General features: G+C 60.6%; 10 protein-coding genes. 3 read left to right on the forward strand and 7 right to left on the reverse strand.

All coding sequences use genetic code 11. The features are described 5' to 3' along the window. Nucleotides 1-129 precede the first annotated feature (129 nt). The 6 genes from ACVVH8_RS02080 to ACVVH8_RS02105 form a co-directional block, all read right to left on the reverse strand. Complete coding sequence (locus ACVVH8_RS02080) at nt 130-501, reverse strand: gamma-butyrobetaine hydroxylase family protein (RefSeq protein WP_103307344.1); 372 nt, start codon at nt 499-501, stop codon at nt 130-132. A gap of 76 nt (nt 502-577) precedes the next feature. Further along, entirely contained in the window at nt 578-1915 is a 1338-nt protein-coding gene (gene hslU / locus ACVVH8_RS02085; protein WP_315445292.1) for an ATP-dependent protease ATPase subunit HslU, read from the reverse strand. A 49-nt stretch (nt 1916-1964) separates the two neighbouring features. Then, nucleotides 1965-2501 carry an ATP-dependent protease subunit HslV gene (hslV, locus tag ACVVH8_RS02090; RefSeq protein WP_003220875.1) on the reverse strand — a complete coding sequence of 179 codons (537 nt, stop codon included), beginning with the start codon at nt 2499-2501 and terminating at the stop codon, nt 1965-1967. A 289-nt stretch (nt 2502-2790) separates the two neighbouring features. Beyond that, nucleotides 2791-3498 (reverse strand): SPOR domain-containing protein, encoded by a 708-nt coding sequence (locus tag ACVVH8_RS02095; protein WP_103307342.1) that lies wholly within the window; start codon nt 3496-3498, stop codon nt 2791-2793. A gap of 1 nt (nt 3499) precedes the next feature. Next, nucleotides 3500-5236 (reverse strand): arginine--tRNA ligase, encoded by a 1737-nt coding sequence (argS, locus tag ACVVH8_RS02100; RefSeq protein ID WP_103307341.1) that lies wholly within the window; start codon nt 5234-5236, stop codon nt 3500-3502. Nucleotides 5237-5446: 210 nt separating this feature from the next. Next, the gene (locus ACVVH8_RS02105; protein WP_475228255.1) at nt 5447-7666 is read right to left on the reverse strand and encodes a primosomal protein N'; all 2220 of its coding nucleotides are present in this window, start codon (nt 7664-7666) and stop codon (nt 5447-5449) included. Between the two features lie 290 nt (nt 7667-7956). Between ACVVH8_RS02105 and rpmE the strand changes: the two genes are divergently transcribed. From rpmE to ACVVH8_RS02120, 3 genes are all read left to right on the forward strand, one after another. Continuing rightward, nucleotides 7957-8187, forward strand: coding sequence for a 50S ribosomal protein L31 (gene rpmE / locus ACVVH8_RS02110; protein ID WP_103305455.1), 231 nt, complete (start codon nt 7957-7959; stop codon nt 8185-8187). 14 nt (nt 8188-8201) lie between these two features. Then, complete coding sequence (locus ACVVH8_RS02115) at nt 8202-9002, forward strand: thermonuclease family protein (RefSeq protein WP_103305459.1); 801 nt, start codon at nt 8202-8204, stop codon at nt 9000-9002. Nucleotides 9003-9185: 183 nt separating this feature from the next. After that, the gene (locus tag ACVVH8_RS02120) at nt 9186-10454 is read left to right on the forward strand and encodes a malic enzyme-like NAD(P)-binding protein (protein ID WP_103305454.1); all 1269 of its coding nucleotides are present in this window, start codon (nt 9186-9188) and stop codon (nt 10452-10454) included. A 261-nt stretch (nt 10455-10715) separates the two neighbouring features. On the opposite strand, the gene ACVVH8_RS02125 is transcribed toward ACVVH8_RS02120, so the two are convergent. Further along, the gene (locus ACVVH8_RS02125; RefSeq protein ID WP_371919322.1) at nt 10716-13160 is read right to left on the reverse strand and encodes a penicillin-binding protein 1A; all 2445 of its coding nucleotides are present in this window, start codon (nt 13158-13160) and stop codon (nt 10716-10718) included. Nucleotides 13161-13339: the final 179 nt, after the last annotated feature.

The raw sequence follows: 13339 nt of genomic DNA on the forward strand, positions 1-13339 counted from the left end.
GGGAACTTGCCAGCTCCATTGGTTACCCGAGTTTAATTTTTTTCGCAAGCGGGCCGATCCTCGACGACGCAGCGGAGCATTCAAACAGATGAATTTAGAAAATGCCCTCTAAAGAGCAAGAGTCTCGGACTAGAGCATCAGCTTGACGATCGACTCGTCCGGATCGCGGGTTTTTCCGGCGGCTTTGAGCTCGGCCAGATAATCGGCCCAGAGTGCGTCATGACGTCGCCCCAGCTCGTAGAGATATTCCCAAGTGAACAAGCCACTGTCGTGACCGTCGTCGAAGGTCAGTTTCAGTGCGTAGTGACCGGCCGGTTCCAGCTTGCTCAGACCGACGTTGAGCTTGCCGAATTGCAGGATCGGTTTGCCGTGGCCCTGGACCTCGGCGGAGGGGGAATGCACGCGCAGGAATTCGGCGGGCAAGGTGTATTCCTCGCCGGACGCGTAGGTGAGCGTCAGGGTTTTCGAGGCTTTGTGCAGTTTGATGTCGGTAGGAATCATAGAAACAGCCTTTAGCTGCAAGCAACAAGCTGCAAGCTTAACTCAGCCCGTAGCTTGCCGCTTGCCGCTTGCCGCTCTACAGAATGTAGCGGGACAGGTCTTCGTTCTGCGCCAATTCGCCGAGGTGGCTGTTGACGTACGCCGCGTCGATCAGAATCGGCTTCTCATCGTGCGTGCTGGCCATATCACCGGCGCTGAACGACACCTCTTCGAGCAGACGCTCAAGCAAGGTGTGCAGACGACGGGCACCAATGTTCTCGGTTTTCTCGTTGACCTGCCAGGCGATCTCGGCAATGCGCTGGATACCTTCAGGCTGGAACTGGATGTTCAGGCCTTCGGTTTTCAGCAGTGCGCAGTATTGTTCGGTGAGCGAGGCGTGCGGTTCGCTGAGAATGCGCTCGAAGTCTTCCGGGGTCAGGGCCTTGAGTTCGACGCGGATCGGCAGACGGCCTTGCAGCTCCGGCACCAGATCGCTCGGCTTGCTCAGGTGGAACGCACCGGAGGCAATGAACAGGATGTGATCAGTCTTGACCATGCCCAGTTTGGTGTTGACGGTGCAGCCTTCGATCAGCGGCAGCAGGTCGCGCTGCACGCCTTCACGGGACACGTCAGCGCCGCCGACGTTACCGCGCTTGGCGACTTTGTCGATCTCGTCGATGAACACGATACCGTGCTGCTCGACGGCTTCCAGCGCCTTGGCTTTCAGCTCTTCTTCATTGACCAGACGCCCGGCTTCTTCGTCGCGTACCAGTTTCAGTGCTTCTTTGACCTTGAGCTTGCGGGACTTCTTCTTGCCCTTGCCCATGTTGGCAAACAGCGACTGCAACTGGTTGGTCATCTCTTCCATGCCGGGCGGCGTGGCGATTTCGATGCCGGCCACTTCGGCGACTTCGATGTCGATTTCCTTGTCGTCCAGCTGACCTTCTCGCAGGCGCTTGCGGAACAGCTGACGGGTGTTGGAATCCGAGCTTGGCGCTTCTTCATTGCTGAAGCCCATGCGAGCCGGCGGCAGCAGGGCGTCGAGGATACGGTCCTCGGCGGCGTCTTCGGCGCGGTGACGAACGCGGGTCATTTCCTGCTCGCGCAGCATCTTGATCGCAGCATCGGCGAGATCACGGATGATCGATTCGACGTCACGGCCGACATAGCCGACTTCGGTGAACTTGGTCGCTTCGACCTTGATGAACGGCGCGTTGGCCAGTTTCGCCAGACGACGGGCGATCTCGGTTTTACCGACACCGGTCGGGCCGATCATCAGGATGTTCTTCGGGGTCACTTCAACGCGCAGCTCTTCAGGCAGCTGCATGCGGCGCCAGCGGTTGCGCAGGGCAATCGCGACGGCGCGCTTGGCATCGTCCTGGCCGATGATGTGGCGGTTGAGTTCGTGGACGATTTCGCGGGGAGTCATGGACATAATAATTGGCGGTCCTCAAGCAGAAAAAAGCCGTGGCGCAGGGGCCGTATCAGGCTTCTTCAGCGAGATCCTGCTCCTCAATGGTCTGAGTGTGGTTGGTGAATACACAGATGTCGGCGGCGATACCGAGGGCGGTTTCGACGATTTCCCGGGCCGACAGATCGGTCTTTTTCAGCAGGGCGCTGGCTGCTGCCTGCGCGTACCCGCCGCCGGAACCCATGGCGATCAGGCCATTCTCCGGTTCGACCACGTCACCGTTGCCGGTAATGATCAGGGAGGCGTCCTTGTTGGCGACCGCGAGCATGGCTTCGAGGCGGCTCAGGGAACGGTCGGTGCGCCATTCTTTGGCGAGTTCGACGGCGGCGCGGATCAGGTGGCCCTGATGTTTCTCAAGCTGGCCTTCGAAACGTTCGAACAGGGTGAAGGCGTCGGCGGTGGCACCGGCGAAACCGGCGATGACCTGGCCGTGGTACAGGCGACGCACTTTTTTCGCGTTGCCTTTCATCACGGTATTGCCGAGAGAAACCTGGCCGTCGCCGCCCATGACGACTTTGCCGTGGCGGCGGACTGAAACGATGGTGGTCAAGGGAAGAGTCTCCACACTGCAGGGCGAAAATGCCTTATGCCCATTCATATGGGGGTGGTGGAGAGGATTTCAACCGGGAGGGTCAATGGGAGACGAATGGTGTGTGATGACTGTGGCGAGGGGATTTATCCCCGATGGGGCGCGAAGCGCCCCTGAATCCTGCAATGGCGGTAAGACTGACACACCGCGAACGCTGGATTTACGACTGCTGCGCAGCCGGTCGGGGATGAATCCCCTCACCACAGTGATTGTGGGCAGCCTCGGAATGAGGCGCCCACGGGGTGGACAATCAGCGGCTCTGGCGTTGTTGTAACAACAGGTTGCTGAAACCGGCGCCAGCCAGTTGTTTCTGTGCCGTGGTCAGTTGTTCGCGGTTGCTGAACGGGCCGACCAAAACGCGATACCAGGTTTCATCCTTGACCGTGCCGGACTCAACCGCCACCGCCTGCCCGAGCAGAATGATCTGCGCACGGACCTTGTCGGCATCCGTCTCTTTGCGGAACGAGCCGGCCTGGAGGAAGAACTTCGTCACCGGTGCCGCTTTGGCCACCGGTGGCGCTGGCGGCGGGGTAATCCCGGCCAGTGCCGCTTGCGCCCGTGCGGTGTCGATTTTTGCCGCTTCCGCCGGAGTGACCGGAGTCGTCGGCACTTGCGGTGTCGGCAGGGTTTTCTCCGGCACGGCATCCGGCGGCACGATCACTTCCGATTCCGGCAGCAGCGTGTAGAAGTCGTACTTTGGCTTCACAGGTTGCGTCGGGCTCGGCGGGGTCTTGTTGGCCTCGGCGATCTTCGACGCTTTCTGCTGTTGCGCCTGCTCGACCTTCTCACGCTTGACCGTGTCGCTGCCCTTGCCCGGCTCCAGCTTCATCAGGAACACGATGAACGCACCGACCGTCAGGCCGATGGCCATCCACAGCCAGCCCGGAATCGGTTGCTTCGCAGGAGCTTGGTAACGGCTGGCGCCACGCTTGGGTGCAGGTTTTTTCTTGGCAGCCAACTTACATACGCTCCAGAGTTTCCAGACCCAACAGCTCCAGGCCTTGCTTGAGGGTGCGGCCGGTCAGCGCGGCCAGGCGCAGACGGCTCTGCATCTGGGCCGGCGTTTCGGCGGCGAGGATCGGGCAGTTCTCGTAGAAGCTGGAGAACAGACCGGCGACGTCATACAGGTAGGTGCAGAGAATGTGCGGCGTGCCTTTGTCGGACACGTTGTTCAGCACTTCGCCGAACTGCGCCAGTTTCGCTGCCAGCTCTTGCTCGTGTGCCGCGTCGAGAACGATCTGGCCGTCGACTTCGCTGAAGTCCTTGCCCAGTTTGCGGAACACACCGGCGACGCGGGTGTAGGCATACAGCAGATACGGCGCGGTGTTGCCTTCGAAGTTCAGCATCAGGTCGAAGTTGAAGCTGTAGTCGCTGGTGCGGTGCTTGGACAGGTCGGCGTATTTCACCGCGCCGATGCCGACGACTTTGGCGATGTTGCGCAGTTCGTCTTCGGCAAGCTCCGGATTCTTCTCTTTCACCAGGTTGTAGGCACGTTCCTGCGCTTCGGTCAGCAGGTCGATCAGCTTCACGGTGCCGCCATCACGGGTCTTGAACGGACGGCCGTCGGCGCCGTTCATGGTGCCGAAGCCCATGTGTTCCATTTCCATCGGATGGGTCACGAAACCGGCCTTGCGCGCCACGGCGAACACTTGCTGGAAGTGCAGGGCCTGACGCTGGTCGACGAAGTACAGCGCGCGATCGGCTTTCAGCTTGCCGCTGCGGTAGCGCACGGCCGCCAGGTCGGTTGTGGCGTAGAGGTAGCCGCCGTCAGCCTTGACGATGATCACCGGCAGCGGGTCGCCGTCGGCGTTCTTGAATTCGTCGAGGAACACGCACTGGGCACCGTTGCTTTCGACCAGCATACCGGCGGCTTTCAGGTCGTTGACCACGTTGATCAGGTCGTCGTTGTAGGCGCTTTCGCCCATCACGTCGGCCATGGTCAGTTTGACGTTGAGCAGTTCGTAGATTTTCTGGCAGTGCGACAGCGAGATGTCCTTGAACTTGGTCCACAGCGCCAGGCACTCGGCATCGCCGGCCTGCAACTTGACCACCAGGCCACGGGCGCGGTCGGCGAATTCTTCGGACTCGTCGAAACGCTGCTTGGCGGCGCGGTAGAAGTTTTCCAGATCGGACAGCTCGTCGCTGGTGATCGGGTTTTCCTGCAGATAGGCCATCAGCATTCCGAACTGGGTGCCCCAGTCGCCGACGTGGTTCTGACGGATCACTTCGTCGCCGAGGAATTCGAGAACGCGGGCCACGCCGTCACCAATGATGGTCGAGCGCAGGTGGCCAACGTGCATTTCCTTGGCCAGGTTCGGCGCCGACAGGTCGACCACGGTGCGCTGCGCAGGACCAGCCTTGCGTACGCCAACATGGGCGTCGGCCAGCGCGGCGTCGAGGCGCGAAGCCAGAGCCTGAGTGTTCTGGAAGAAATTGATGAAGCCCGGGCCGGCGATTTCGGCCTTGGTGACGTTTTCGTCAGCCGGCAGTGCGGCGATGATTTTTTCCGCCAGGTCGCGCGGTTTCATGCCAGCAGGCTTGGCCAGCATCATGGCGATGTTGCTGGCGAAGTCGCCGTGGGTCTTGTCGCGGGCGTTCTCCACCTGGATCGCCGGCGTCAGGCCTTCAGGCAACACACCTTCGTTGACGAGTTGGGTGAGGGCTTGTTGGATCAGCTGGCGAATGGTGTCTTTCATGGTCTTCTCTTTCGACCGCAAGCGCGGCGGCGCATCGATGCGCGGGTGGAAAAACTGGGCATTATCCGTTGCGAAGACGGGCTTGCCAACCTTAGCAGGCAGGATGTGGATGTGTGGTGACAAATAGAACGCTTTCGCGAGCAGGCTCGCTCACACAGGTACAGCGCAGTCCTTGTGGGAGCGAGCCTGCTCGCGAAGACGATCTTCAGATCAATACAAATCCACGGGATCGACATCCAGCGACCAGCGCACCGCCCGCCCACTCGGCATCTGCTCCAGCACCAGCAGCCAACTGGCGAGCAATCGATGCAGCGGTGCCCGTGCAGTCGCCTGCAACAAAAGCTGCGCACGATAACGCCCGGCGCGTCGTTCCATCGGCGCCGGCACCGGCCCGAGCAATTCAATCCCTCTCAGCCCCTGCTCGACCAGCAAACGCTCGGCCTCGCTGCACGCCTCGTCAAGAAAACCTTCAGCCTGCCCCGGCTTGTGCGCTTCAGCGCGCAGCAACGCCAGATGCGCGAACGGCGGCAGACCAGCGGCGCGACGCTCGCTCAGGGCCTGCTCGGCAAAGGCGAAATAACCCTGTTCGGTCAGTTGCACCAATAAAGGATGGTCGGCGAGGTGGGTCTGGATGATCACCTTGCCCGGCTCTTCTGCCCGCCCGGCACGCCCGGCGACCTGCACGATCAACTGCGCCATGCGTTCGCTGGCGCGGAAGTCACCGGAAAACAATCCGCCGTCGGCATCCAGAATCGATACCAGCGTCACCCGTGGGAAGTGGTGCCCCTTGGCCAACATCTGCGTGCCGACCAGGATGCACGGCTGGCCTTTTTGAATCGTTGCGAACAACTGATTCATCGCGTCCTTGCGCGAAGTGCTGTCGCGATCAACCCGCAGCACCGGGTAATCGGGGAAGAGGATCGCCAGGCGCTCTTCGGCGCGCTCGGTGCCAGCACCCACCGGGCGCAAATCGACCTTGTTGCACTTCGGGCACTGGCGCGGCGTGCGTTCGACGTTGCCGCAGTGGTGGCAGCGCAGTTCGCCGTAGCGCTGGTGCACGGTCATTCGCGCGTCACAACGCGAGCACTCGGACATCCAGCCGCAATCGTGGCACAGCAGCGTTGGCGCAAAGCCGCGACGGTTGAGGAACACCAGCACCTGTTGCCCATTCGCCAATGTCTGGCCGATGGCTTGCTGCATCGGCCCGGAAATGCCGCTGTCCAGCGGACGGCTTTTCACGTCCAGGCGCAGGAAGCGCGGCTGCTTGGCACCGCCGGCGCGCTCGTTCAGGCGCAACAGGCCATAACGGCCGGTGTAGGCGTTATGCAGGCTTTCCAGCGAAGGTGTCGCGGAGCCAAGGACGATCGGGATGTTTTCCTGCCGCGCCCGTACCAGTGCCAGATCGCGGGCGTGGTAGCGCAGACCTTCCTGCTGTTTATAAGAGCCATCGTGTTCTTCGTCGATGATGATCAGGCCCGGATTCTTCATCGGCGTGAACAGCGCCGAACGGGTGCCGATAATAATGTCGGCCTCGCCATCGCGTGCAGCGAGCCAGGCGTCGAGGCGTTCGCGATCATTGACCGCCGAGTGCAGCAGGGCGATGCGCGCATTGAAACGCTGTTCGAAGCGGGCGAGGGTCTGCGGGCCGAGGTTGATCTCCGGGATCAGCACCAGCGCCTGTTTGCCGGCCTCAAGGGTTTCGTGGATCAACTGCAAATAGACTTCGGTCTTGCCGCTGCCGGTGACGCCGGCCAGCAGGAAGGCGTGATAACTGTCGAAGCCGGCGCGAATCGCTTCATAGGCGGCGCGTTGTTCGGCATTGAGTGGCAACTCCGGTTGCGCGAGCCAATGTTCATGGCGTGCGCCCGGTGCATGACGGCGGATTTCCACTTGCACCAGATTTTTCGCCAGCAGCAGATCGAGGCTGTCCTTGCTCAACATCAGTTTGCTCAGCAACTGATGGGCGACACCGTGCGGGTGTTGAGCCAATGTGGTTAGCGCCTCACGCTGGCGCGGTGCGCGGGCGATACGCGGGTCATCAACGCTGGCGCCCGGCACCACTGACCAGAAACGTTCCTGCCGGGCCTCGGCCGGTTCGCCCTGACGCAACAATACCGGCAGTGCCCAACTCAAGGTGTCGCCGAGGCTGTGCTGGTAATACTGGGAAGTCCACAGACACAGTTTGAACAGCGCTGGCGGCAGCGGCGGCGTGGCATCAAGCAGGGCCAGCGCCGGTTTGAGTTTTTCCACCGGCACTTCGCTGGTGTCGGTGACCTCGACCAGAATCCCGATCATCTCGCGCCGGCCGAACGGCACCCGCAGACGCATGCCCGGTTGTAATTGCTCGCGCAGCACGCCGACCGGCGCTCGATAGTCGAACAGGCGGCGCAAGGGCGATGGCAAGGCAAGGCGCAGAATGGCGTCGGGCACGCGGGGGGATCTCTATCAACGGACGATTAAAAGGACTGTGTAAATAGCTTGTGGGAGCGAGCCGGCTCGCGAAAGCGGTGTGTCAGGCGAAGAAAATGCTGGCTGATAGATCGTTTTCGCGAGCAGGCTCGCTCCTACAGAGGATCGCGTATTGGGTCGGGAGCCTAGCAGACGGTCGGTCTAAGGGACAGCTTGCGCGATTGACATTGTCTGGTAGAATCCGCGGCCTAATTACGTGCGGTATTCAACAATAGTGTTGAGTGGCGGCACGCTAGCCTGAGGAAGACATCATGAAAGCTGATATTCATCCAACATACGAAGTCACCGCAGTTACCTGCAGCTGTGGCAACAAGTTCGAAACTCGTTCGAACTTGGCCAAGCCTCTGGCGATCGACGTTTGCAACGAATGCCACCCGTTCTACACCGGTAAGCAAAAGACTCTGGACACTGGCGGCCGCGTTCAGCGCTTCGCCGACCGTTTCGGTGCTTTCGGCAAGAAACCTGCTCCAGCAGCAGAGTAAGGTTGAAGAGCCCGGTGGGCTTTTCCTCACTGCTGAAAAAGGCGTCCCTCGCGGGCGCCTTTTTTATGTCCGCGATTTGGCTGTCCGGCGCTCAGGCCTTCTGCCCGACGCCTTCGGAAATGACCACGGTGACGGTGCAGCGCGTGGTCGATGGCGATACCGTGCGCCTGACCGACGGTCGCAGTGTGCGCATGATCGGCCTCAACACGCCTGAACTGGGCAAGCAGGGTCGCAGCGATGAACCGTTTGCCGTGGCGGCGCGCAAACGCCTTGAGGCGCTGGTGGCCGATAGCGGCGGACGAGTCGGTTTGCGCCTCGGCAAGCAAGTCAAAGACCATTACGGGCGTACGCTCGCTCACCTCTATAACGTCAGCGGCGCCAGTCTCGAAGCGCAAATGCTCGCCGATGGCCTGGGTTTTCAGGTCGCGGTGGCACCGAATGTCGATCTGGTTGCCTGTCAGCAAGCCGCCGAGCGCAGCGCGCGTCAGGCGGGTCGAGGCGTCTGGCGGCAGTCTCCTGTACTGAAAGCAGAGCAGATCCAGCGCTCTGGTTTTGCCGTGGTCAGCGGTCGTGTGAGCAAGGTGCAGCGCAATCGCGGTGGAATCTGGATCGAGTTGCAGGACACACTTGTATTGCGCGTTGCACCCAATCTGGTCGGACAATTTGACAATGCACGCCTGCAAGCTCTGAAGGGCCAGCAGATCGAGGCTCGTGGCTGGGTGGTGGATCGTTCGCGGCGCGGAGGATTGCAGGCGGGTCAGCCGCGTTGGTTGCTGCCACTGACTGATCCTTCGATGTTTCAAAGTACGCGCTGAAGAAAAATTGTAGACATTTTTTCTGTCGATTGTGAACAGTCAAGCCCTTGTGCGCCGTGGCTCTTGGCCCAAAGTCGTAGGACAGGGCGCTTGACAGGGGTGACTGCTCAGTCTTGTGGGGACTTTGCGAGGCGCGTATCCTCGCTGACCAGTCTGTCCAACAGTAAAAAGCGGAATGCCAAAATGTCTGATCTGAAAACTGCCGCTCTCGAATATCATGCCAATCCTCGTCCAGGGAAGCTGAGTGTCGAGCTCACCAAGGCCACTGCTACCGCCCGCGACCTGTCGCTGGCCTACAGCCCCGGCGTAGCTGAACCAGTGCGTGAGATCGCTCGCGATCCTGAACTGGCCTACAAATACACCGGCAAGGGCAACCTGGTTGCAGTCATTTCCGATGGCACCGCGATTCTGGGTCTGGGTAACCTCGGCCCACTGGCCTCCAAGCCAGTGATGGAAGGTAAAGGCGTGCTGTTCAAGCGCTTCGCCGGCATCGACGTTTTCGACATCGAAGTGGATTCCGAAAGCCCGCAGGCCTTCATCGACACCGTAAAACGCATCTCCATCACTTTCGGTGGTATCAACCTGGAAGACATCAAAGCCCCTGAGTGCTTTGAGATCGAACGTGCTCTGATTGAGCAGTGCGACATTCCGGTATTCCACGATGACCAGCACGGCACCGCGATCGTGACCGCTGCGGGCATGATCAACGCCCTGGAAATCGCCGGCAAAACCCTGCCGGAAGCGAAAATCGTCTGTTTGGGCGCCGGCGCTGCTGCCATCTCCTGCATGAAACTGCTGGTGAGCATGGGCGCACGCATCGAAAACATCTTCATGGTCGACCGTACCGGCGTGATCCACTCCGGCCGTGACGACCTGAACCAGTACAAAGCCGTATTCGCCCACGCCACCGAGAAGCGCAGCCTGGCTGACGCTCTGCAAGGCGCTGACGTATTCGTCGGCCTGTCCGGCCCGAACCTGCTGAGCGCTGAAGGCCTGCTGTCGATGGCGGCCAATCCGATCGTGTTCGCCTGCTCGAACCCGGATCCGGAAATTTCCCCGGAACTGGCACACGCCACCCGCAGCGACGTGATCATGGCCACCGGCCGTTCGGACTACCCGAACCAGGTCAACAACGTACTGGGCTTCCCGTTCATCTTCCGTGGTGCCCTGGACGTTCGCGCCAAGCGCATCAACGAAGAAATGAAAGTGGCTGCCGCCAACGCCCTGCGTGAACTGGCCAAGCTGCCTGTTCCACAGGACGTATGCGATGCCTACGGTGGTGCTCCGCTGGAATTCGGCCGTGAGTACATCATTCCGAAGCCAATGGACAAGCGCCTGATCACCCTGATCTCCGACGCTGTGGCCAAGGCCGCAATCGAGACCGGTGTGGCCACCCTGCCGTATCCGAAGAACTACCCGCTGAAAAGCGTGGATGACGTGTTCAACGGCTAAGATGTTGTAGCGCTTCAAACAAAAGCCCCGGCTCGTGAGAGTCGGGGCTTTTGTTTATCTGAAGAATTTGTGTCGGGTCTGGCCCCATCGCTGGCAAGCCAGCTCCCACAAAAGGTGAAGTGAGGCGGATATCGCGCAGGCTTCACAGACACTGTGGGAGCTGGCTTGCCAGCGATGGGGCCAGTACATCCGCTGCTAATCCGGCAGGTATAAAAAAGCCCCGCACTTCTCACGAAGGCGGGGCTTTTTGTCGGTTCGGGATCAGAACAAATCGATCGGCGCCTGTTCATCCGCCGGCAACGGACTGCCCGGCGCGGTGCCATTACCCAGCTCATTCACCGAGGGTGGCGTGTCTTCAGACTTGAACAGCTCGAAGTAGGCGCCAGGCGTACTCGGCGTCGCCGCACGGCCGCTGACCGGATCCACTCGCAGGCTCAGCAAACCTTCCGGCTCAGGCTGGACGTGAGGCGGCTTGTCCTTCAGTGCAGCGCCCATGTAATTCATCCAGATCGGCAGTGCCACGGTGCCGCCGAACTCGCGACGACCGAGACTTTCCGGCTGGTCGAAGCCCGTCCACACCGTGGTCACGTAATCGGCGTTGTAGCCGGAGAACCAGGCATCTTTCGATTCGTTGGTCGTACCGGTTTTACCGGCGATGTCGCTACGGCCTAGAGCCAGTGCACGACGGCCGGTGCCGAGCTTGATCACGTCCTGCAACATGCTGTTGAGGATGTACGTGGTGCGACCGTCGACAATCCGCTCGGCTACGGCCGGCGCTTGGGGCGCCGCTGCAGCGCCCGGGGCTTCACCCGGAACCGGTGCGGCGTTGACGGTAAACGACTGATTGGCTGGCGCCGCAATGCCATCAGTGGCCGAGCCACCCTGCGGCACGGTTGGCGGGTTGGCGACGAACAGCGTGTCGCCATTGCGGCTTTCGATCTTGTCGATGATGTACGGGGTGATCTTGTAGCCGCCGTTGGCAAACGTGCTCCAACCAGTAGCGATCTCCATCGGCGTCAGGGTCGCGGTGCCCAGCGCCAGCGACAGGTTCGGCGGCAGATCCTGCTTGTTAAAGCCGAAGCGGGTGATGTAGTCGATGGTCTTGCCCACGCCCATGGCTTGCAACAGGCGGATCGACACCAGGTTGCGCGACTTGTACAGCGCTTCACGCAGACGGATCGGACCAAGGAAGGTGTTGGTGTCGTTCTTCGGACGCCAGACCTTGTCCAGATACTCGTCGACAAACACGATCGGCGCGTCGTTGACCAGCGTCGCAGCTGTGTATCCGCTATCCAGCGCGGCGCTGTAGACGAACGGCTTGAAGCTCGAACCCGGCTGACGCTTGGCCTGCATGGCGCGGTTGTAGTTGCTCTGCTCGAAAGCGAAACCACCGACCAGCGAGCGGATCGCGCCGTTCTGCGGATCCAGCGACACCAGCGCGCCTTGCGCCTGAGGAATCTGGCTGAACTTCAGCGAGTTGTCCTTCTGGCGCTGCACGCGAACCAGATCACCGACCTGAGCCACATCCGACGGCTGACGCGGGTTGGCGCCCATGCTGTTGGTATTGAGGAATGGACGGGCCCATTTCATCGTGTCCCAGGCGACATGCTCTTCGCCGGTGCGGGTCAGCACTTGCAGGCCGTTCTTCTCGACCTGCGTGACGATTGCCGGTTCCAGACTGCTGATGGTGCGTTGCTTGGTCAGTTCGTTGGCCCACGCCTCACGGGTCTTGCCCGGCAGGCGCGACTCGGGGCCACGGTAGCCGTGACGCTGGTCGTAGGTCATCAAACCTTCGTGCAGCGCGGTGTTGGCCATTTCCTGCAGATTGCTCGGCACCGTGGTGGTGACGCGGAAACCTTCGGTGTAAGCGTCGCTGCCATAACGGCCGACCATTTCGGCACGGGCCATTTCGGCGATGTACGGGGCGTTCACTTCCGGGGTCGGCACGTGATAGCTGGCGTTCAGCGGTTCGTTGATCGCGGCGGTGTAGTCCGCCTCGCTGATCTTGCCGAGCTTGTACATGCGGCCGAGGATCCAGTCGCGACGTTCTTTGCTGCGCGCCGGGTTGGCCAACGGGTTGAAGCGCGAAGGGGCTTTCGGCAGGCCGGCGATCATCGCCATCTGCGCCAGGCTGACGTCGCGGATCGACTTGCCGTAATACACCTGCGCCGCCGCCTCGATGCCGTAGGCGCGGTTGCCCAGATAGATCTTGTTGACGTACAGCTCAAGGATCTCGTCCTTGGTCAACTGTCGTTCGATCTGCAGGGCCAGAAGAATTTCGGTGGTTTTGCGCGAGAAGCTGCGTTCGCTGGTCAGGAAGAAGTTCTTCGCCACCTGCATGGTGATGGTGCTGCCGCCGGACTGAATGTGCCCGCTCTTGACCAGTTGGGTCGCGGCACGCATCAGGCTGCTTGGATCGACGCCGTAATGGTTGGCGAAATTGTCGTCTTCAGCACTTAGTAACGCATTGATGAAATTGGGTGGAATGTCGGCGAAACGGATCGGTGTACGGCGCATTTCGCCAAATTCTGCGATCAACTTGTTATCGCTGCTGTAGACCCTCAGAGGAATCTGCAACTGAATGCTTCTCAGAGCCTCCACGGATGGCAAACCCGGACTAAGGTAAAGATACGCGCCGCTGAGACCTAAAAGCAGTCCGCAGAAAACGGCGACGATGGACCAACCGAAAAATTTCAGCAGACGAATCAAGGCGTTTGGACATCCAGGGCAAGAATGAATTTGGCGACGGGGCTCCGGCAACACACAGAGCCATCCGCGCAGGCAGTAAAAAGCGGAAAAAATCGCTGGGCATTATAAGCACTTTTCTGCTGGGGGCGTCATTTGCGCTTCTGTCAAGACGGGGTGAAGGAACGCAATGCGTATTA

Source organism: Pseudomonas trutticola BRTCR10 (genome assembly GCF_056155105.1).

Excerpts from the sequence above, each read along its gene's own strand:
- hslU (WP_315445292.1), bottom strand. The coding sequence starts at position 1,915 with ATGTCCATGACTCCCCGCGAAATCGTCCACGAACTCAACCGCCACATC.
- rpmE (WP_103305455.1), top strand. The coding sequence starts at position 7,957 with ATGAAAGCTGATATTCATCCAACATACGAAGTCACCGCAGTTACCTGC.
- ACVVH8_RS02120 (WP_103305454.1), top strand. The coding sequence starts at position 9,186 with ATGTCTGATCTGAAAACTGCCGCTCTCGAATATCATGCCAATCCTCGT.
- ACVVH8_RS02080 (WP_103307344.1), bottom strand. The coding sequence starts at position 501 with ATGATTCCTACCGACATCAAACTGCACAAAGCCTCGAAAACCCTGACG.
- argS (WP_103307341.1), bottom strand. The coding sequence starts at position 5,236 with ATGAAAGACACCATTCGCCAGCTGATCCAACAAGCCCTCACCCAACTC.